We start from the raw sequence: 21,079 nt of genomic DNA on the forward strand, positions 1-21,079 counted from the left end.
TTGCAGTTGCCAGACCGCAAGATGTTTTAACAAATCAAAAGGGGTTTTAATAACTGGCTTAAAGCTGAAAGCTTTCCGGAACCCCCAGCCTAGCTGGGGGTTTTCCATAGACAAAAAAAACCTGCGCATCCGCGCAGGTTGGTGCAAGAGACAGGTACGAAGAGCGTACCGAATAATCTCACCAATCAATACCTCTGGGATCTTGATTGTGGGCTTCGCGCGTCTGCATCGCCAGTCCGAAAACGCAAAGGAATAAACGGAAATGCAACGAGTTGTGTAAATTATCCGTTACTGTTACAGGTTCAGGCGAAACAAAAAAAACCTGCGCATCTCTACGCAGGTTGGTGTAATTCGTGTGATCAACAATGACGTTGATTCCACCTATCAATACCTCTGGGATCACCACTCTATCAACCTGACTCGCTGGCCTGCCAGCAGACAATCGCAACAGCGCTTCGCAAACTGTAACGAAAGATTTGTATTGTCACTTTACAGACGCATTTCTCCCGTGCAGGTCACATTTGTCCGACACGGCGGGGCAAGAGGCTTGAACAGACGTTCATTTTCCGTAAAACTGGCGTAATGTAAGCGTTTACCCACTATAGGTATTATCATGGCGACCATAAAAGATGTAGCCCGACTGGCCGGTGTTTCAGTCGCCACCGTTTCTCGCGTTATTAACGATTCGCCAAAAGCCAGCGAAGCGTCCCGGCTGGCGGTGACCAGCGCAATGGAGTCCCTGAGCTATCACCCTAACGCCAACGCGCGCGCGCTGGCACAGCAGGCAACGGAAACCCTCGGTCTGGTGGTCGGCGACGTTTCCGATCCTTTTTTCGGCGCGATGGTGAAAGCCGTTGAACAGGTGGCGTATCACACCGGCAATTTTTTACTGATTGGCAACGGGTATCATAACGAACAAAAAGAGCGTCAGGCTATTGAACAGTTGATTCGTCATCGTTGCGCAGCGTTAGTGGTACACGCCAAAATGATTCCGGATGCGGACCTGGCCTCATTAATGAAGCAAATCCCCGGCATGGTGCTGATTAACCGCATTTTACCGGGGTTAGAACATCGCTGTGTCGCGCTGGATGACCGTTACGGGGCATGGCTGGCGACCCGGCATCTGATCCAGCAAGGTCATACGCGTATTGGGTATATCTGTTCCAATCACACTATCTCTGATGCCGAAGATCGCCTGAGGGGCTATTACGATGCGCTGGCGGAAAGCCATATCCCGGCTAACGATCGGCTGGTGACGTTCGGCGAACCGGATGAAAGCGGCGGCGAGCAGGCGATGACTGAGTTATTAGGTCGCGGCAGACATTTTACCGCGGTGGCCTGCTATAACGACTCGATGGCGGCCGGCGCGATGGGAGTATTAAATGATAATGGCGTGGGGGTGCCGGGCGAAGTATCGCTCATCGGTTTTGATGATGTACTGGTCTCACGCTATGTGCGTCCCCGACTGACCACCATTCGGTATCCGATCGTCACCATGGCGACACAGGCGGCGGAGCTGGCCTTAGCGCTGGCAGGGAAATGCCCTACGCCAGAAGTAACTCATGTATTTAGTCCGACACTGGTACGCCGACATTCGGTGTCCACGCCGACGGATACCGGGCACCTGTCGACAACCGATTAATCAGGGTAGCATGATGGCGACAATGCTGGATGTTTCCCGCCATGCGGGCGTATCAAAGGCCACCGTCTCACGAGTGCTGAATGGGACGGGGCAGGTAAAAGAAAGCACGCGCCAGAAAGTGTTTACGGCGATGCAGGCTCTGGACTATCGCCCCAACCTGCTGGCACGCTCGCTGGCAAATCGCACCAGCAACAGCATCGGTCTGGTCGTCTCTACGTTTGACGGCTTCTATTTTGGCAGTTTGTTGCGCCGGGCGTCGCGCCAGGCGGAGTTTCATAACAAGCAGTTGATCGTCACCGATGGTCACGATACGCCGGAACGAGAGCAGAAAGCCGTACAAATGTTGGCCGACAGACAGTGCGACGCTATTATTCTTTACACTCGCTATATGGATGAGCCGACGATTTTGTCGTTGATTGACGCCACGGAAATGCCGCTGGTGATTATTAATCGCAACATCACTCAGGCCCACGATCGCGCTATTTTCTTCGAGCAGGAGACGGCGGCATTCCAGGCGGTGGAATACCTGATTACGCAGGGCCATCGCGATATCGCCTGTATTACGCTGCCTGTTCATACTCCCACCGGCACATCACGCGTAGCGGGTTATCGAAAGGCGCTGGAAAAATATGGCATTCCCTGGCAACCGGCAAAAGTGAAATACGGCGATTACACGCTGACGCGCGGCTATGACGCCTGCCGGGAATTACTGGAGGAAGGCGTCACGTTTAGCGCGCTATTCGCCTGTAATGATGACACGGCGCTGGGCGCGGCAAAAGCGCTGCGCCAGGCCGGATTACGCATCCCGCAGGATGTGTCGCTGTTTGGTTTTGACGATGCGCCGGGCGCAACCTGGCTTGAGCCGGGGCTTTCAACAGTCTATTTACCCATCGAGGATATGATAGCCACCGCAATTGATCAGGCCGTTCGTCTGGCGAACAGCGAGCCGGTCGCCCCGATCCCGCCCTTTACCGGCACGCTGATTCTGCGCGAGTCCGTCGCCGCGGGCCCGTTTTTTCAACGTCCGGTCTAATGATGCGCTTCAGAGCATCTCCAGCGCTAACAGCTCTTCAATGGTTTGACGACGGCGGATCAGCCGCGCCTGTCCATTGTCAAACAGTACTTCCGGCAGGAGCGGGCGGCTGTTGTAATTCGATGACATAGACGCGCCGTACGCGCCGGTATCGTGCAATACGAGGTAATCGCCGGGGATGACCGCAGGTAAGGCGCGTGTTTCAACCATTCCCCCTTCCTGCTGCGTAAAAACATCGCCTGATTCGCATAGCGGCCCGGCGACCACCGTCTCGACCCACGGGCCATTTTCAAGCGCGCGACCATCCGCCGCCAGCGCCGAAATACGGTGATAGCTACCGTACATCGCCGGGCGCATCAGATCGTTAAAACCAGCGTCGACCAGCACGAAATGGCGGCTTCCCATCTGTTTTACGCTACGCACCTGCGTTACCAGCACGCCCGATTGCGCCACCAGATAACGTCCGGGTTCGATCTCAAGTTTGACCGCATGTCCCAGATGGCGGGCGATTTGCTCGCGCGCCGCGTTCCACAGACCATAGTAATGGCGCGTATCAACGGGCTCTTCTCCCTCATGATAAGGTATCGAGAGTCCGCCGCCTGCCGAAATCGCCTCCACATCCTGACCACATTCCAGCACCTGGCGTACCATCGCGCCGCAAACCTGCTCCAGATGGCCATAATCGACGCCGGAACCAATGTGCATATGGATACCGACAAGTTTCAGTCGGTATTTCTGCATTACCGCCAGCGCCGCCGGAAGATCGCTATGCCAGATGCCGTGTTTGCTGTTTTCGCCCCCGGTGTTGGTTTTCTGGCTGTGGCCGTGACCAAAGCCAGGATTCACGCGCAACCAGACGCGATGCCCAGGCGAAACCTGACCAAGCTGCGTCAGCATATCTACCGAGCCGGCATTGACCGGAATATGCAGTTCACTGACGCGCGCCAGCGTGGCGGCGTCAATCACATCGGCGGTAAAAACGATATCATCAGGGCACGTTTGCGGATCGTAGCCCGCCGCCAGCGCACGTTCGATCTCCCCCAATGAAACAGAATCCACCTTGACACCCTGCGCGCGCATTAAGCGCAGGATATGAATGTTCGAACAGGCTTTTTGCGCAAAACGCACGACGTCAAACTGCTGCAGGGCGGCTATCTGACGGCGAATAATGTGCGCGTCATAGACCCAGACCGGACAGCCGAATTCAGCAGGCAATCTGAGCAAATTTTCAGCGTTAAGGTCAGTTTCAGCGTGATAATGCGGCAATGACATAACAAACTCCGGAACAGGCTTTTTAACGATTACGCCATACCTTAGAAAGAATAAAAAATATCGTTTTATTGTCAGTCTATGCAAAAATGATATGGGATAAATGATTCAGGGAAACGTATGGCTGCCGTTAATTTACGTCACATTGAAATTTTTCATGCCGTAATGACCGCCGGAAATCTCACCGAAGCGGCGCGGCTGCTGCATACCTCGCAGCCTACCGTCAGTCGCGAGCTGGCGCGTTTTGAGAAAGTGCTGGGATTAACGCTGTTTGAGCGCACACGCGGGCGCTTACATCCGACGGTGCAAGGGCTACGCCTGTTCGAAGAGGTACAACGCTCCTGGTATGGGTTGGATCGCATCGTCAGCGCGGCGGAAAGTCTGCGCGAGTTCCGTCAGGGCGAACTCTCTATCGCCTGCCTGCCGGTCTTTTCACAATCCTTTTTGCCGCCGCTACTACCGCCTTTTTTGGCGCGTTATCCGGATGTCAGCCTGAATATTGTGCCGCAGGAGTCGCCGTTGCTGGAAGAGTGGCTCTCCGCTCAGCGCCACGACTTAGGGCTGACGGAGACGCTTCATGCCCCGGCAGGAACAACCCGCACCGAGTTACTAACGCTGAATGAAGTGTGCGTACTGCCCTGCGACCATCCGCTTGCCGCCAAAACGGTACTGACGCCAGACGATTTTCAGGGGGAAAACTTTATCAGCCTCTCCCGCCTGGACAGCTATCGACAGTTGTTGGATACGTTATTTGCCGAACATCAGGTGAAGCGCAGAATGGTGGTGGAAACGCATAGCGCGGCCTCCGTCTGCGCGATGGTGCGCGCCGGGGCGGGCGTTTCGATCGTTAACCCGCTGACCGCGCTGGACTATGCCGCCAGCGGCGTCACCGTCCGCCGCTTCAGCATTGACGTGCCCTTTACCGTCAGCCTGATTCGCCCGCTACACCGCCCCGCCTCCGCGCTGGTTGACGCCTTCAGTAAGCATTTACAAACGCATCTTTCGCGCCTGGTCGAACCGCTGGAGGTTATTCTGGGGCCGATGACGAAAGCATAAAGCTCACGGCATCTGCGGCATGAATTGCCGTAGTATCGAAAACCGGTAGCGCGCTTTGCGTCTGGGGAACAAGCAAACCTATTTCAGTACAGCCAAAAATAACGCCCTGCGCGCCTTGCGCAGCCAGTTGTTCGATAACCTGTAAATAATAGTGGCGCGACGCGTCAGTGAATATCCCCTGACAGAGCTCGTCAAAAATCACCTGATTGATACGCGCCCGATCGTCCGCCTCCGGCACGATGGTCTCAATCGCAAATTGCTGTTCCAGCCGCCCGCGATAAAAATCCTGCTCCATCGTATAGCGAGTCCCTAATAGCGCCACGCGATGCAACCCCTGACGGGCGATGGCTCGCCCGGTAGCATCCGCGATGTGTAGGAAAGGCAGAGAACAACGAGATTCAATAATGTGCGCGATTTTATGCATGGTGTTGGTACACAGCACAATACCTTCTGCGCCCGCCTGCTGTAACCCCTGCGCGGCCTGCGCCAGGATATCGCCCGCTTTATCCCATTCGCCGCGGCGTTGACATACTTCAATATCGTGGAAATCTACGCTATGCAGCAGTAAGCTCGCCGAGTGCAGGCCTCCCAGCTGCTGTTTAATGCCTTCATTGATTAAACGGTAATAAGGGATAGTCGATTCCCAGCTCATCCCCCCCAACAGCCCGATCGTTTTCACTGCGCTCTCCTTTTTGTAAAGCATTATGGCAGTGAAACAAACTTACACATCCGTTTCCAGTCTATTTTTCATCATGCCGGATAACAGGCGTCATCCGGCATGGGAGGGGGGATTACACGCCAATATTTCTTAGCTTCTCGCCCGCCATTAGCTTGCGTTCGATGTGCTCCAGGGTGACATTTTTGGTTTCCGGAATCAGCCAGAAAGTGATGCCGATAAAAGCGATATTCAGCGCGGTGTAGAGCCAGAATGTACCTGCCGCGCCAATGCTGTCCAACAGTGTCAGGAATGTCGCGCCGATGATCATGTTCGATACCCAGTTTGTCGTGGTTGAACAGGTAATGCCAAAATCACGACATTTCAGCGGCTGGATTTCCGAACACAGTATCCACACCACCGGAGCGGCGCTCATCGCGTAACCGGCGATACACATCATCGTCATCCCAACGGAAAGCCAGGAGAGACCGCTTGATGCCGTACCGTTATCAAACTGCATCAGGCAGTAGCCCAACACCAATGTCCCTAACGCCATTACGCTGAAACCGATTTTTAACGCCGGTTTACGCCCGGCCTTATCGACCGTAAAGACGGCGATAAAAGTCGCGAACATAAAGGTCAGTCCGACCACCAGCGTAGCGATCATTTGCTGTTCCGTGGTGGTAAAGCCGGCCATTTTAAAAATGCGCGGCGCATAGTACATAATGATGTTCATGCCGGTGAACTGCTGCATTGCCTGTAGCAACATACCGAGGAACACGGCGCGGCGAACATTACGGTTAGCTTTAAATAATGCCCATCCGCCCTGCTTGAGTTTGAGGCTTTCCCGAATCTCATTCAGTTCATCACGGGCTTTTTCCGAGGTATCGCGCAGCATACGCAGCACCTCTTCCGCTTCGATATGGCGACCTTTTTGCGCCAGCCAGCGCGGACTATTCGGCAGGAATACCACCAGAATAATGAGCAACACCGCAGGCAGCGCCAGCACGCCCAACATCGCGCGCCAGTTGCCGCTGTAGCTGAATGCCGTATCGGATAAAAAAGCCAGCACAATGCCTAACGTCACCATCAGTTGATACATACTGATCATTTTACCGCGAACATTTTCGCTAGCCATTTCAGAGAGATAAAGCGGCGCGGTATAGGACGCAATCCCTACTGCTACGCCCAGTATCACGCGGGCGCCAATCAATACTTCCACGCTGGAAGCAAACGCCGACCCCAGCGAGCCGAGCACGAACAAAATCGCGCCAGCCATCAGGCTATACTTACGCCCCAGCCGAAATGAAAGCCAGCCGTTAAATAATGCGCCAATTGCCGCGCCAAGCATCATACTGCTGACGACCCATTCCTGCAGCCGGCTGGTCAGTACGAAATGGTCGGTAATAAAAGGCAGCGCCCCAGCGATAACGCCGATATCCAGACCAAATAACAGTCCCGCTACCGCTGCAGAAACCGAAACAAACATATTCATACGTCGTGTGTCGCGAAGCGAACGCGGCGTTAAAGCAGAGTCATTAATAGAGACCATATTTTCCTGCCACCACAGAGTAAGACATAGCCTGAAAGTACGGGATACTCTTCCTCAAGTGTCAGGCTGGAAACGGCATAAATATGGATTAAATGGCTACGCTATAGCGATATGTGATGGATATTACACTTTTTAAATTTAACGCCGTTGCCGGGTATTTTTTCAAACCACCAATATTTCAATAAGTTAAACCATTTATCATAGCTATTATTTAACAATATATGGATTAAGTTAAACCCACAATATGGACTATGCTAATGAGATCATAAAAAAACCCTGTACGAGGACAGGGCTTTATCAGTTTTTTCGGCCAAAGAGTCGATTTTCCCAGAAACGCATTTGTCAGTAGCGGATTAACGCGCCAGCCAACCGCCATCTACCGCTATGGTATAGCCGTTAATATAATCAGCGGCGCTGGATGCCAGGAAGACTACCGGCCCCATTAAATCGCCCGGTAGCCCCCAACGTCCAGCCGGAATACGGTCGAGAATTTCGGCGCTACGTTGTGCATCAGCGCGCAATTGCTGGGTATTATTCGTGGACATATAGCCCGGCGCGATGGCGTTTACATTGATATTGTGTTTCGCCCACTCGTTCGCCATCAGACGCGTTATTCCCATTACGCCGCTTTTCGACGCGGTATAAGACGGAACACGAATGCCGCCCTGGAAGGAAAGCATAGACGCGATATTAATAATTTTGCCGCCGTTGCCCTGGGCAATAAAATATTTTGCCGCCGCCTGAGACATAAAGAACACGCTCTTGATGTTCAGGTTCATGACGTCATCCCAGTCTTTTTCCGTGAAATCAATCGCATCTTCACGACGGATCAAACCCGCGTTATTCACCAGAATATCAATATGACCGTATTCCGCCACCGCCCGTTCCAGTAGCGCCGGAATACCATCGATTTGACGCAGATCGGCTGTCAGGCTTAAAAAACGTCGTCCCAGAGCGGTGACGCGCGCAATAGTTTCCGTCGGTTCAACAATGTTAATACCGACAATGTCACAGCCCGCTTCCGCCAGCCCTAACGCCATCCCCTGTCCCAATCCGGTATCGCACCCCGTCACAACCGCGACTTTACCTTCAAGAGAAAATGCATTCAAAATCATTGTTAATCCTTATTTTTGTCATGCCTGTCACACAGGCGTTATCACCGGTCGCGACTAGCGCAGATCTTGTACCGCAACGTGATCCATGTCATCGAAGACCTGATTTTCTCCCACCATGCCCCAAATAAACGTATAGGCTTTGGTGCCAACGCCGGAATGTATTGACCAGCTTGGGGAAATAACCGCCTGTTCATTACGCATCACAATATGACGGGTTTCCTGAGGCTGCCCCATCATATGGAAAACGCAACTGTCCTCTTCCATATTGAAATAGAGGTAAACTTCCATACGGCGCTCATGGGTATGGCATGGCATGGTGTTCCATAGATTGCCGGGCGCCAGTTCGGTGAGTCCCATACTGAGCTGACAGGTTTCCAGTACATCCGGTACGAAGTATTTATTGATGGTGCGACGGTTACTGGTGAGGTTATCGCCTAAGGTGACGGGCGCAACGTCGGCAGGCGACACTTTTTTCGTCGGATAAGCGGTGTGCGCTGGCGCGCAGTTGTAATAAAACTTCGCCGGTCTGCTCGCCTCATTGCTGACGAAGACCAGCTCTTTCGCCCCTTTACCAATATACAGAGCATCACGATGACCAATGTCATGGCGCTGCCCGTCAACGATAATGGCGCCCGCGCCGCCAATATTAATGACGCCCAGCTCGCGGCGGTCCAGTAATCGGGAAACGCCAAGCTGTTTACCTACTTCTCCGCCGATTTCAACGGGATGGCTGACGGGCATAATGCCGCCGACAATAATACGGTCGATATGGCTGTAGACCATCGTATATTCATCAGCGACAAAAATATTTTCTATTAAAAACTCGCGTCGCAGCGCCTGGGTGTCCAGCGTTTTAGCGTGCTCGCTATGGATACTTTGCCTTACGTCCACTTTTCCCTCCAATGATAAATCGATCGCAACGGCATAAAATCAAAACACTGTTTTGATTTATTTAACGGCATCATAGTCGCCTGGATAAAGGTTTTCAACAATAAATAAAACAACGTTTCATTTTTATGTCTGGTTATTTTTAAAACTGCTGTAGCGATCACGATCGGCGCTAAAACTTACGCATTTGTCTGATTTTCAGACATGCGCGCCAGATGCTGTATGCGGTTACCCAGATAAAAATTGGAGCTTGTTTTAGAACGAGGTCTGATGTGCGAATTGAATTAAAAGCGGTACGCGTCTGCAATGCCCGCCGCGGCAAGAAGTTCTGCGCTATAACGAAAAAGGGGGGTCTGTCACTGGCTTTGCCCTCGTGATAGAGGGCTTTTTATGACGGAATACTGAAGCAGGAAAAGGGTGGCTGGCGTAGGATCAGTCGCGTTCAATGGTTAAAGCAACGCCCTGGCCGCCACCGATACACAGCGTCGCCAGACCTTTTCGCGCGTCGCGTTTAACCATTTCGTGCACCAGTGAAACCAGAATTCGACAACCGGAAGCGCCAATGGGATGCCCCAGCGCAATCGCGCCGCCATTAACGTTTACCCGTCGCTCATCCCATTCCAGCATTTTTCCTACCGACAACGCCTGGGCGGCAAACGCTTCGTTGGCTTCGATAAGGTCGACCTCCGTCAGTTGCCAGCCGGCACGCTCCAGACAGCGCCGGGTAGCATATACCGGCGCAATCCCCATTAGCGCAGGATCGACGCCGACGCTGGCAAACGCGCGGATGCGCGCCAGCACCGGCAGCCCCAGCGCCTGGGCTTTCGTCTCGCTCATCATCATCACCGCGGCGGCGCCATCGTTGATTGAAGAGGCATTACCCGCCGTCACCGAACCTAAACTATCAAACGCCGGATGCAGCAGGGCTAACCCCTCCGCACTGGCGTCGGCCCGCGGTTGTTCATCCGTATCGACAATTGCGGTCTGCCCATTACGTTGCGTGACGATGGGGACAATCTCATCTTTAAAACGTCCGGTATCAATCGCGGCCCTGGCTTTTTGTTGCGAACTGAGCGCATAAGCATCCTGTAACTCGCGGCTGATGCCATATTCCCGCGCCAGGTTTTCTGCCGTCACGCCAATGTGATAATCGTTGAAGGCATCCCATAAGCCATCATGTACCAGACTATCCACCAGATTGTCGGCATCAGGCAACGCGCCGGTACGGCTGTCATTGAGGACATGCGGCGCACGGCTCATATTCTCCTGCCCGCCCGCAATAACAATGTCCGCTTCGCCGCACTGAATAGCCTGCGTCGCCAGGTGCAACGCTTTTAAACCGGAACCACAAACGTCATTAATGGTAATAGCGGAAACGGTAGTCGGCAGCCCTCCTTTGATGGCTGACTGGCGCGCCGGATTCTGCCCGGCGCCAGCCGTCAGTACCTGACCGAGGATGACCTCATCGATAGCATTAGCGTCCACGCCGGTGCGCTCAATTAACGCTTTTACGACCATACTCCCCAGCTCGACGGCGGAATGACGGGCCAGCGTTCCCTGAAAACAGCCGATGGGTGTCCGTAAAGCCCCCACTATCACAACCTCTTTCATTACCACCTCAGCGCAAAATGACACCGCCATAGTAGAGCATTGTTAAAATTAGTTATCTTGATTGTTTAAAAAAAGTGAGTTTTATCACAAAGGAAATGACGCTGATTTGACGGTGGCGCAGCTTATTTCTGCTGTAAATGGTAGCGAAGCCAGTTCCCCGCCGTTCCGGGCGGCGTCTTCTTGTTCCACAACAAATCAATAGCAATCGCCCTCGGCCAGCCAGGAACATCCAGCTGCGCCAGCGGTTTTTCCGCCGCAAACTCTTCCACCAGCGCGCAGGGCAATACGCACCAGCCAAATCCCTGAACCGCCATGCTCAACAGCAATAAATAGTTTGGCGCTGACCAGGCCGGGCCGCGCGTAATGTTGGCGTTAGAGTCAAGGTAGGTATTCAGACGCAGCTCGCGCCAGGTATGCAGTTGCTCCCATTGCAGGTTCGTCTGCGACGCCAACGGATGCGTGGTCGCCACATAAACCCCCATCCAGCTTTGAACAAGCAGACGCGTCGCGCCAATGTCTGTGGGATAGTTATCACGCGCTTCAATCAGGCCTATCTGGGCGCGCCCTTTTTGCAGCAGGTCGATGACATCATCATTTTCTCCGATCAAACATTCAAACTCGGTATGCGGGAATTGACGATCAAACTGCGCCATTAACTCTTCCAGACTGTCAGGGTGCAGGGTATCAGAGAGGACGAACGTGAGCCTTGTCTCCGTCTCGCCGGATAACGTCAGCGCCACCTCATCCAGACGGTCGCTCGCCGATAAAATAGCCTGAACATAGCTAAGCACCCGTTTTCCTTCTTCGGTCAGAACGGGCTGGCGCGATGATCGATCAAATAATGAAAATCCCAGATCCGCCTCCAGATGCGCAATGGCGGTACTAATGGTGGACTGGCTTTTACGCAGGCGGCGCGCCGCCGCAGAAAACGAGCCGCAAGAGACGGCCTCAACAAATGCCATTAACGCTTCAGGTGAGTAACGCATAACCTATCTACTTTATCGATGGATTTTATCTTTTAGGTATCATATTAAACGATAAAATAGCGGAAATTTCTTTAATTTGATTAAGAGTAAGGTTTTTTCATTTATGCAACATGACGCCATACAACGTCGCTCGCTGCCGGAGCGTATTTTCCATGCTGTCTGTTTTGAAGGTATTGCGACTGCGATACTGGCGCCAACGACCGCCTGGCTAATGCAGCGCTCGGTGCTGGAGATGGGCGGCCTGACGATATTGCTGGCAACGACGGCCATGATCTGGAATATCATTTATAACGCTCTGTTTGATCGACTGTGGCCTGCGCATCAGGTGAGACGAACCGCCAAAGTGCGCGCACTCCATGCGTTAGGATTTGAAAGTGGGTTTATTGTCATTGGCGTGAGTATTGTCGCCTGGGTACTGAATGTCAGCCTGCTACAAGCATTCACCCTGGAAATTGGTTTCTTCCTGTTCTTTTTGCCGTACACGATGCTGTACAACTGGGCATACGATGTTTTACGCCAACGAATAGTGACCCGCCGCCAACAGCGCGTTAGTGCATGATATTGCTCTTTTTTGCCGGGATCGCAACGCTCCCGGCCCTCCTCCTCCACGACATCCATCTGCTTAAAACGCCCCCAACTGACGCTATTTATGGTAAATTGCGCTTCTTTTTGTGTGTTTTATAGTTGATAAATTCAAATAATGTCTAAAATTTGGTCAAAAGATGAGACTCTCTGGAGTTTTGCATTATACGGAACGGCTGTAGGCGCAGGCACTCTTTTCCTTCCCATCCAGTTGGGATCGGCAGGCGCAATCGTGCTATTTATTACCGCGCTGGTCGCCTGGCCTCTAACATACTGGCCGCATAAGGCGCTGTGTCAGTTTATTCTTTCCTCAAAGACTTCTGCAGGTGAGGGAATTACTGGCGCCGTTACTCATTATTACGGCAAGAAAATCGGCAGTATTATTACCACGCTTTATTTCATTGCGTTTTTTGTCGTGGTATTAATTTATGCTGTGGCGATTACCAATTCCCTGACAGAGCAATTAGCGAAGCATATTCAGATAGATATTCGCATCCGGATGGCAGTTAGCTTCGGCGTAGTACTTATCCTGAATATGATTTTCTTAATGGGAAGACATGCCACTCTTCGCGTAATGGGCTTTTTAGTCTTTCCACTTATCGCTTACTTCTTGTTCCTTTCGCTCTACTTAACCGGAAGCTGGCAACCCTCGTTACTGACCGGGCAGATGTCTTTGGATAGTCACACGTTGCACCAGGTATGGATTTCTATTCCGGTGATGGTTTTTGCTTTTAGCCATACGCCCATTATTTCGACGTTTGCCATCGACAGACGGGAAAATTTTGGCGATCAGGCCATGGATAAATGCAAAAAGATCATGAAGGTCGCCTACCTGATTATCTGCCTGAGTGTGCTGTTCTTTGTCTTTAGCTGCCTGCTCTCCATTCCGCCGTCATACATTGAAGACGCGCGCAACGAAGGCGTTACCATCCTTTCCGCGCTCTCGATGATGCCCAATGCGCCGGCCTGGCTCTCTATTTCCGGTATTATCGTTGCCGTCGTGGCCATGTCGAAATCTTTCCTCGGCACCTATTTCGGCGTCATCGAGGGCGCAACCGAAATGGTAAGAACCACCCTACAGCAGGTTGGCGTGAAAAAAAGCCGGGCGTTCAATCGCGCGCTGTCTATCATGCTGGTTTCCGGGATTACGTTTATTATTTGCTGTATTAACCCGAATGCCATCTCTATGATTTATGCCATTAGCGGCCCGCTCATTGCGATGATTCTGTTTATTATGCCCACGTTGTCAACGTACCTGATACCGGCATTGAAACCCTACCGTTCAATAGGTAATTTCATTACGTTGGTCGTCGGTTTACTTTGCGTATCGGTGATGTTTTTCGGCTAAAGTAAAAGATAGCCGGGATATAACTCCCGGCTATTTTATATAAGAATCCAGCACCTTTAATATTACGTCCAGATCTTCTTCACGTCTGGCTTCATCACTCTGATGAACGATATGCTCGGTCAGATGCCCTTTAATCACCTCGCGCATTAAGCCATTTACCGCGCCGCGAATCGCCGCGATCTGTTGTAACACGGCCGCGCATTCATGCGGTTCATCCAGCATTTTTTTTAGCGCTATCACCTGCCCCTGAATCTTGCTGGTTCTGGCTTTAAGCTTTTGTTTGTCCCGGATGGTATGTGACATTACAACACCTCACTAACATTAACGAATACAAATTATAGCATTACGATGCTACTGGGGGGTAGTATTCCATACTGGGGGGGAGTAGAATGACGCCCACATAAAACAACTAAGAATCATTCTCATGGGTGAATTTTCGACACTTCTTCAGCAAGGAAACGGCTGGTTCTTCATTCCCAGCGCCATTTTATTAGGTATTTTGCACGGGCTTGAACCAGGGCACTCCAAAACCATGATGGCGGCTTTTATCATTGCCATTAAAGGTACGGTTAAACAGGCTGTCATGCTCGGTCTGGCAGCAACGCTTTCTCATACCGCGATCGTCTGGTTAATCGCGCTGGGTGGGATGTATCTTAGCCGGGCATTCACCGCACAATCAGTGGAACCATGGCTGCAGTTAATTTCTGCGATCATTATTCTGAGCACCGCGTGCTGGATGTTCTGGCGGACATGACGAGGCGAGCAGCAGTGGCTGGCGGGAAACCACCATCACGACCACCATCACGACCACCATTACGACCATGACCATGACCATGACCATGACCATGACCATGACCATGACCATGACCATGACCATGACCATCATGGTCACATACATCCGGAAGGCGCAACGTCAAAAGCGTATCAGGATGCCCATGAACGCGCCCATGCTGCCGATATTCAACGCCGTTTTGATGGTCAAACAGTGAATAATGGACAGATCCTGCTGTTCGGCCTGACCGGAGGGCTTATCCCCTGTCCGGCTGCGATCACCGTTTTACTGATTTGTATCCAGCTTAAAGCGTTTACGCTGGGTGCCACGATGGTGCTGAGCTTTAGTCTTGGCCTGGCATTAACGCTGGTGACGGTAGGCGTTGGCGCGGCGATAAGCGTTCAACAGGCAGCAAAGCGCTGGAGTGGTTTTTCGACGCTTGCCCGGCGGGCGCCCTATTTTTCGAGCATTCTGATTGGTCTGGTCGGCGTGTATATGGGAATTCATGGCTATACCGGGATCATGCAGTAAATATGTAACGCTTCTGCTCAGGCCGTATCATTCACTTCGGGTTTCATTCCAGAAGCGTTTTTACTTATCAAACGGTATGAAAGGCCATACATTCAGCGTCCCGCCTGAATTCTGTATTTTACTCCACTACACCACAGGCAAAACATACCCCACCGCCACCGGGTTTAGCCGGTGTGTCAGTGTTTCTGGATAGGGTCGCCGGAGGCGGGTTATTGCGGAGCGATAAACGGAGTTCGCTGCAGTGATTTACAAAACCGGGTACCAAACAGCAGTTCCCGTAATCGGTTCCGCATTCCCAGCTTCACCAGTAACCGGTATTTGTCCTGCCAGATTTGCTTCTCCTGCGTGTTCAGCCTTCCACACAGCGCTGATAACCTTCCCCGTCCACGGTAAACTTCCTGAAGCAAGCGTAACTGGGCCAGGCTCACTCCGCATGCCAGTATCTCCCGGTGCATCAACTGGTCCATATAGTTCATCAACCGCTTCGGATTGTTAAATATCGGTGGCACTTCCAGAAAGCCCGTCACCGGATCCGGAGATAACAAAAAGGCGTCCAGCCCTCCTGTCCTGCGCAGGCGTGCGCCCCCGGCCCACTGTTCATCCCGCCGCCACCGAATAAGTATCTCCGCCAGTTCCTGCTCCAGCAGCGCCGGGATGCCGCCGTATACCTTCAGTACCACCCGGTCGCTGAAAAACAGCTCATCGCTGATAATCATAACCGGGTAGTCCGGCAGTATCTGCCTCAGGGAATAGAACAAAAAGAGATGTTCACGGGGACGCAGACACAGTATCAGTATGGCCTCCGGTTTCCGACGTAATTGCTGCAACAGAACAGGCAGCCTGTATGCGGTTTCACAGTTGCAGCCCGGCAGAAATCTCCGGACCAGGTGTGCCACGGCGATCGTCACCGGCCAGCAGTCACCGTAAACGATAATCTGCCGGGCCGGTATCCGGTTATGTTCTGTCATCCTCATCCTCCCTCTTTTTCAGGATCTTTCCCGCATTTCTGTTACTGCACAGCCGGTTCCACAGTTCATTTGCCATCGACCTGTCACCATTACCGACCCGGCGTTTTGATACCGGCGGCGGTCCGGCTTTTTCACGGCGCGTGGACGGGGTGGGACTGTCAAGAACCCGGATAACATAAATCTCATAGCGTCGTGCTTTATTGGGCAGGGTCTGGTGACGGCAGATGCTGACCACCCGCGATGTTTTGCTTCGCAGATAGGCAATCAGGTAGCTGGCCCGTCTGGCCGTGATGTGAAACGCCTCTGCTATCTGGTTACGCTGAACCCAGTTCTGCTGCAACAGGCACCAGTGTGCCACGATGATATACAGGGGCTCGCCGGCATACTGGCGGACACTTACCGGAATAAAACAGGCATCATGGTTGGTCTGTCCGGGATAATGAATATCGTTACCTGGGATAAGGTACTGCTTTTTTGCGTGTGTATTATCAGGGCACATAAAACCTCTCCATAACTGGGTAAATAATTTTCCGGAGGTGAAGAACAGCTCTTAAATAGTATTTATTATTAATGTGGGTTTATTCGGGATTAGTTCCCCGATAACTCAGTCAGCTCTTTTATTTTTATTATCTGTCACCCCCGATTAGTTATAGGTAACAGTAACGAGTATTGCAGCAGAAAACTTTCCTGTCTTTACACTTCCCCCCAGGGTCGGGGTTATTACTGCAGTATATACCTTCGACACATTACCGGTGACAGTTCCTGTAATAGTAATATCCCCCAGTACTTCTTGTTTATCAAAAGTAATCTCTTTTCCTTTATCATCTTTTATTGAAAGCCGGAGTCCATTAGGCTGACCTTTGTTGGGGCCATCCAGACTGACAAGATTCAGAGTTTGCCCGGTATCCTGTGTCAGCGCACCTTTCCCGAAGGTGATGGCCAGCGGGATCGCGAATTCCTGTCCCATAGCCGGTCGTAAAACCTGCCTGGCGATCACTGTAAAATTTGCCTGTCTGGTCTGTGAAGGTTCATAAGTCGTATAAATATGCCCAAAGTTGACCTGTAATGGAACAATGTCAACTTTACCCAATCCGTTTCTGAGAATTCTCACATTAAAACCAGATAAAACAAATCCGTTTTGTCTCAAAGAATAAGGAAAAGGTACAATATTTAAAACATTACTTATCCCCGTAAAAGCTGTAACTGCACTACTCTCTGAATATGCTTTTGTATATAAGAAATCCAGTGTTATCCTTACTTTTCGCTCTGTAGTTCCAACAGGTAGTTTTGTGCCAAACTCTTTTCGTAACTCATTTCCTGACTGAGTGCTCTTTATTTCATCCCAGGAGAACGAAACAACATTTGAAACATTTTCTGTTTCTTTAACGGACATTCTGAATCCAAGTCCCATCGCATCTAGTGTCTGGGTAAATTTACTGAAGTAGCCCTGATTAAATACCAGCTGTGGAAATTGCGTGCCATATCCCATTGAACATTTGAAAACTGCATCCTGATTGATTGAATAGATAACCGAATCCGGGCCAGGTTTAAAATCATCGGTTGTCAAATTTATACTTCTTAAATTAATATTCTGACCAGAAGTGACTACACATTCATTTATACCTGGCTCAACCGCATACACTTTAGTCACACATAAAGAACACAACATCATCACCAGCACGGTCAGTTTTGTTTTCAGATTAAAAATCCATTCTGTCATGATGTCACCCCTGCGTCCTTAAACGCGCAGTTCAGGGCATCACAGGTGTAGCGGTTCATCTGCAGTCCACCATAATCATCTATATACCCCACCCACAGCGTCCGGGTTTCTGCCGGCAGAACAGCCTTTAAGGGCAGGCTCCCCAGGGGCGGCACCATCACGCCCTCGCGGAAACCGCTGAGCCTGTGGCTGCGGTCTGCTCCCAGCCACGCCACAGTGATGTAGTACGGCGTCGGGTTTCTGAGGGTCAGATGTCCCGCATTCCGCTCAGCAGTCAGCTTTCTTTCCGGCTGGTCACTGCTGCTTCTGATAATGGCTTTCGGACGGTAAAACAGTTTCAGCTGGCTCTGCATGGCCAGTTGCAGGACGTTGTCGTCTTCTGACTTCGGGGGAACGCCCCGCACGTTAAACCAGAACAGCGTTTCCCTGTCCTGAGGGAGCTTGTCTGTCAGCCCGCGAACCTGGGTGATACGGACCTGGGATTTCTGTCCGGCATCAATACGCTGCAGCGGTGGCAGCGCTATCAGCGCATCCGTTCTCACCCCGTCAGCGTCCGTCACCCAGGACTGCGCCAGGAACGGCGTGGTTTTGTCATCGTTATTCAGCGTGATGGCCACCGTTTTCTGCGGTGCATCCATGATAATACGGGTCCGGTCGACATTGACGGCTGCCGGGCTGTACTGGCTCCATGCTGCCGCCAGTGCGAGTAAAATCACACGGCTTCTTCTGCTGTTTTTCACCTGTTTTCTCCGTTAGTCCTGCTCTGTGACAGGGATATTTTTATCTGCAGGGCAGTAACAGCGGCCCCCGACTGAGTGTCACCGTTTCCGGCAGGGTGAGTCTGCACTGCACCCGGCCATCCCAGGGCACGTTCAGGGTCCGGCGGTCTTCCCCGCTGAGTCCGGTCAGGTAGGCCAGACCGTCATCCCCGACCATCCCCGCGGTTCTGCCGGTTTTTCCGGACACCACCAGGGCGCCAAACGGTGGACTGGCGCCATCAGCCAGCCGGATATGACCGAGCACCTGCTCCCCCTGGCTGGCGTCAATCTTCCGGTAGCCCACCGCGCCCTCCGTCAGCACCTGGCTGATGACGGAGCTGCTAACGTCCACGTCCTCTGGCAGGGCGGCCACATCAACCGAAATATCGCTGCGCCGATAGCTGCTGCCGGCGCTCACCACGCCCACCCCGAAGCGGTTGGTCACCCCGCTGTTGCCGTTCACCGGTACACCGGCCACGTCTCCGGTATCTATCATCATGCGAGGCTCATTCCCGGCCATCGACTGGCTGAAGGCGGCGCCGTGGGCGGTGGCGGTCACCGAGCCGTACCAGCTCAGGCCCAGGCTGCGGTACTGTCCGGGCTGCAGGGTGGCGTCCGCTGCCGCCTGGCCCCACGGCAGACGGCTCTGCACGCTGCCGCTGAAGCTGCTGTTACTGCCGGTGTCATAGCGGTTATGACCGGCGCTGATGTTCCATGTGGTGTCCGGGTTATGGAAATCGCTGTAATTCACGGTCTGCTGCAGGCCGCCCTGGTTATCCTTCTGCACGCTGTAGCTCACCTGGCGGCTGTCGCCCCACGGGATACTGATGGTGGCGTAGACCTGATTCTGGCTGCCCCCGCCGGTGTACTGGTTACGGGCAAACGACACCGAGGCCGAGAGCCCCTGAAGCTCGCCGAGACTGAACACTTTGTTGAAGCTGAGCATGTAGTTATTGTTGGACTGCGCATTCCAGTAATTGAGCCGGCTTACCGAGAGGGCCGCGCTCATGTTGAGTACCGGAACGGACTGGCTATAAGTCACGGTGTAGCTCTGTTTTTCATGCCATGCATCGCCGCCGTCGGTGGCCCGACGCTGCAGGTACTCCGGCATGGACAGAAAATGGCGGTCCGAGAAGCGGTATCCGACGAACGCCAGGGTACTGCCGGTTTTATCAAACGTTTTGGCATAGTTGATACGGTAGCTGTAACCGGACTGCTTCTGCCCGTGCGGCAACCGCGCATCTGAGCGGGTGACGTCCGCAGACAGAGCGCCCAGCAGCCCCATATTCTGGCCGATCCCGAGCGCCGCGGACTGGTAGTCGCCGGTGGAGGCAATGAGGCCGCCATACAGCGACGTGTTGTTAAATGCTCCCCAGGTGGCCTCCCCGAGCAGAAAGTCAGGGCTGGCCGTGCTGTTGTTATGCGTACCGCCGTACAGCGGACGTCCGGCGGCCACCTTATAGCGAACCTGTCCCTGGCGTGCCATAAAGGGGACGCTAGCCGTGTTGACCTGCCAGGTCCGGACGCTGCCGTCGCTTTCCCGGACGCTGACATCCAGGTTGCCGCTGATATTCTGGCTCAGGTCGGGAAGCTCAAAAGGCCCCGGTGACACCCGGGTCTGGTACAGAATGCGACCATTCTGGCTGACGGTGACCTGTGCATTACTGTTCGCAATGCCGCTAATTTTCGGGGCATACCCCTGAAGAGAGGGCGGCAGCATGCGCTCATCGCTGGCCAAAGTGAGCCCAGCAAAGCGGAAGGAGTCAAAAATAGCGGAGCTGAGGTACGTCTGTCCGAGCGTCAGTTTTGAGCGCAGTGCTGGCAGGGCACGGAACAGATACGTCTGCGGCAGATAAAAATCGGACTGTGATGCGCCCTGCCCACTGTCAAAACGGCTGTACTGGTAATCGCTCCGCAACCGCCAGGCGCCGAGATTAAACCCGGCGGTGCCGTAGAGGCTGTAGCTGGTAGAGGTTTCCCCCTGCTGCGGCATATAGCGGTTGACCATCAGGCTGTAATCAAGCAGGCCAGCGGTGACGCCGTCGCTCCAGCGTGAAGGGGGCACCCAGTCCGGGTCCTGATAACGCATCCAGGCCTGGGGAATAATGAAGGTCAGACGCTGATTTTCAGCGCTGTACCGTACCTGACTGTCAGCGGAGCGCAGCTCAAGGCATTGCCCGTCCGGGATACCGGTAACGGGTTTCAGGCCATGAATAATCTTATCCTTAAGACCCAGCATGGCCACCATGTCTGTTGTCACACAGATGACGACCGCATCGCGTCCGGCAACCGGTACAACCCTGACTGGATACTGTTCCCGTACCGGCTGGTCATTGAGCCAGATATCGAGAATATAGTTACCGGGCGCCACATACCCCTCGCGGCTGAAGGCCGTGAGGTCCACGTTAGACAGGTTCCCGCTGTCCAGCAGGCTGGCATTGAACTCCGTGGCCTGCGACTTCAGGACGGAAAATGTCAGGGTAATCAGAATGGCAAGCCGGGTAATTTTCATGGCATGGCGCTTTCGTGTTGTCGTCCGTGTAACAGACAGCCCGCAGGCATGGTCAGATATAAAAGCCGTCCGAACCCCTCC

19 protein-coding genes and 1 pseudogene are annotated in these 21,079 nt (G+C 52.9%); 6 read left to right on the forward strand and 14 right to left on the reverse strand.

Going from position 1 to position 21,079, the window contains the following annotated elements:
• Positions 1-178 precede the first annotated feature (178 nt).
• On the reverse strand, positions 179-406 hold the full coding sequence (locus AAYN39_RS11400; RefSeq protein ID WP_071525129.1) for a hypothetical protein: 228 nt from the start codon (positions 404-406) through the stop codon (positions 179-181).
• A gap of 207 nt (positions 407-613) precedes the next feature.
• On the opposite strand from AAYN39_RS11400, the gene galR reads away from it, so the two are divergent.
• Both galR and AAYN39_RS11410 read left to right on the forward strand, forming a co-directional pair.
• Positions 614-1,642, forward strand: coding sequence for an HTH-type transcriptional regulator GalR (gene galR, locus AAYN39_RS11405; protein WP_000201028.1), 1,029 nt, complete (start codon positions 614-616; stop codon positions 1,640-1,642).
• A gap of 10 nt (positions 1,643-1,652) precedes the next feature.
• On the forward strand, positions 1,653-2,675 hold the full coding sequence (locus AAYN39_RS11410) for a LacI family DNA-binding transcriptional regulator (RefSeq protein WP_000968342.1): 1,023 nt from the start codon (positions 1,653-1,655) through the stop codon (positions 2,673-2,675).
• A 9-nt stretch (positions 2,676-2,684) separates the two neighbouring features.
• Here AAYN39_RS11410 and lysA read toward each other — a convergent pair whose 3' ends face one another.
• Entirely contained in the window at positions 2,685-3,947 is a 1,263-nt protein-coding gene (gene lysA / locus AAYN39_RS11415; RefSeq protein WP_000056585.1) for a diaminopimelate decarboxylase, read from the reverse strand.
• A gap of 117 nt (positions 3,948-4,064) precedes the next feature.
• Here lysA and AAYN39_RS11420 point away from each other — a divergent pair, with 117 nt between their 5' ends.
• Positions 4,065-5,000: a LysR family transcriptional regulator gene (locus AAYN39_RS11420; protein ID WP_000741798.1), complete on the forward strand. Its 936-nt coding sequence runs from the start codon at positions 4,065-4,067 to the stop codon at positions 4,998-5,000.
• On the opposite strand, the gene AAYN39_RS11425 is transcribed toward AAYN39_RS11420, so the two are convergent.
• From AAYN39_RS11425 to AAYN39_RS11450, 6 genes are all read right to left on the reverse strand, one after another.
• Positions 4,972-5,679 carry an aspartate/glutamate racemase gene (locus tag AAYN39_RS11425; RefSeq protein WP_000848628.1) on the reverse strand — a complete coding sequence of 236 codons (708 nt, stop codon included), beginning with the start codon at positions 5,677-5,679 and terminating at the stop codon, positions 4,972-4,974. The two genes, AAYN39_RS11420 and AAYN39_RS11425, sit on opposite strands and share 29 nt — an antisense overlap.
• Before the next feature lie 112 nt (positions 5,680-5,791).
• Positions 5,792-7,207, reverse strand: a complete 1,416-nt coding sequence (gene araE / locus AAYN39_RS11430) for an arabinose-proton symporter AraE (RefSeq protein WP_000253635.1) — start codon at positions 7,205-7,207, stop codon at positions 5,792-5,794.
• Between the two features lie 353 nt (positions 7,208-7,560).
• Entirely contained in the window at positions 7,561-8,322 is a 762-nt protein-coding gene (kduD, locus tag AAYN39_RS11435) for a 2-dehydro-3-deoxy-D-gluconate 5-dehydrogenase KduD (RefSeq protein WP_000602495.1), read from the reverse strand.
• A gap of 54 nt (positions 8,323-8,376) precedes the next feature.
• Entirely contained in the window at positions 8,377-9,213 is an 837-nt protein-coding gene (kduI, locus tag AAYN39_RS11440; RefSeq protein WP_000383270.1) for a 5-dehydro-4-deoxy-D-glucuronate isomerase, read from the reverse strand.
• Positions 9,214-9,642: 429 nt separating this feature from the next.
• The gene (locus AAYN39_RS11445; RefSeq protein ID WP_000665983.1) at positions 9,643-10,821 is read right to left on the reverse strand and encodes an acetyl-CoA C-acetyltransferase; all 1,179 of its coding nucleotides are present in this window, start codon (positions 10,819-10,821) and stop codon (positions 9,643-9,645) included.
• 122 nt (positions 10,822-10,943) lie between these two features.
• Positions 10,944-11,807 (reverse strand): LysR family transcriptional regulator, encoded by an 864-nt coding sequence (locus AAYN39_RS11450; RefSeq protein WP_001270764.1) that lies wholly within the window; start codon positions 11,805-11,807, stop codon positions 10,944-10,946.
• Between the two features lie 103 nt (positions 11,808-11,910).
• Here AAYN39_RS11450 and AAYN39_RS11455 point away from each other — a divergent pair, with 103 nt between their 5' ends.
• Both AAYN39_RS11455 and AAYN39_RS11460 read left to right on the forward strand, forming a co-directional pair.
• A complete protein-coding gene (locus tag AAYN39_RS11455) occupies positions 11,911-12,366 on the forward strand; it encodes a multidrug/biocide efflux PACE transporter (RefSeq protein WP_001519547.1) in 456 nt (151 codons plus the stop codon).
• Between the two features lie 141 nt (positions 12,367-12,507).
• On the forward strand, positions 12,508-13,737 hold the full coding sequence (locus AAYN39_RS11460; RefSeq protein ID WP_000036836.1) for an amino acid permease: 1,230 nt from the start codon (positions 12,508-12,510) through the stop codon (positions 13,735-13,737).
• A 30-nt stretch (positions 13,738-13,767) separates the two neighbouring features.
• Here the strand turns inward: AAYN39_RS11460 and rcnR are convergent, their stop codons facing one another.
• Positions 13,768-14,040 (reverse strand): Ni(II)/Co(II)-binding transcriptional repressor RcnR, encoded by a 273-nt coding sequence (gene rcnR, locus AAYN39_RS11465; protein ID WP_000019953.1) that lies wholly within the window; start codon positions 14,038-14,040, stop codon positions 13,768-13,770.
• A gap of 121 nt (positions 14,041-14,161) precedes the next feature.
• On the opposite strand from rcnR, the pseudogene AAYN39_RS11470 reads away from it, so the two are divergent.
• Positions 14,162-15,040: pseudogene (locus AAYN39_RS11470) on the forward strand (nickel/cobalt efflux protein RcnA).
• Between the two features lie 209 nt (positions 15,041-15,249).
• Here the strand turns inward: AAYN39_RS11470 and AAYN39_RS11475 are convergent.
• The 5 genes from AAYN39_RS11475 to stdB all read right to left on the reverse strand — a co-directional run bounded on the left by AAYN39_RS11475 (position 15,250) and on the right by stdB (position 20,998).
• On the reverse strand, positions 15,250-16,008 hold the full coding sequence (locus AAYN39_RS11475) for a transcriptional regulator (protein WP_000134788.1): 759 nt from the start codon (positions 16,006-16,008) through the stop codon (positions 15,250-15,252).
• On the reverse strand, positions 15,995-16,507 hold the full coding sequence (locus AAYN39_RS11480; protein ID WP_000336256.1) for a CaiF/GrlA family transcriptional regulator: 513 nt from the start codon (positions 16,505-16,507) through the stop codon (positions 15,995-15,997). The genes AAYN39_RS11475 and AAYN39_RS11480 overlap by 14 nt, the downstream gene beginning before the upstream one ends.
• 144 nt (positions 16,508-16,651) lie before the next feature.
• The gene (locus AAYN39_RS11485; RefSeq protein ID WP_000141334.1) at positions 16,652-17,728 is read right to left on the reverse strand and encodes a hypothetical protein; all 1,077 of its coding nucleotides are present in this window, start codon (positions 17,726-17,728) and stop codon (positions 16,652-16,654) included.
• Entirely contained in the window at positions 17,725-18,468 is a 744-nt protein-coding gene (gene stdC, locus AAYN39_RS11490) for a fimbrial biogenesis chaperone StdC (protein WP_000798497.1), read from the reverse strand. Before stdC ends, AAYN39_RS11485 begins: the two co-directional genes overlap by 4 nt.
• Positions 18,469-18,508: 40 nt before the next feature.
• Positions 18,509-20,998 carry a fimbrial outer membrane usher protein StdB gene (stdB, locus tag AAYN39_RS11495; protein WP_000705516.1) on the reverse strand — a complete coding sequence of 830 codons (2,490 nt, stop codon included), beginning with the start codon at positions 20,996-20,998 and terminating at the stop codon, positions 18,509-18,511.
• Positions 20,999-21,079: the final 81 nt, after the last annotated feature.

It is taken from the genome of Salmonella sp. K21076 (assembly GCF_039650795.1).
Taxonomy (GTDB): Bacteria; Pseudomonadota; Gammaproteobacteria; order Enterobacterales; family Enterobacteriaceae; genus Salmonella; species Salmonella enterica.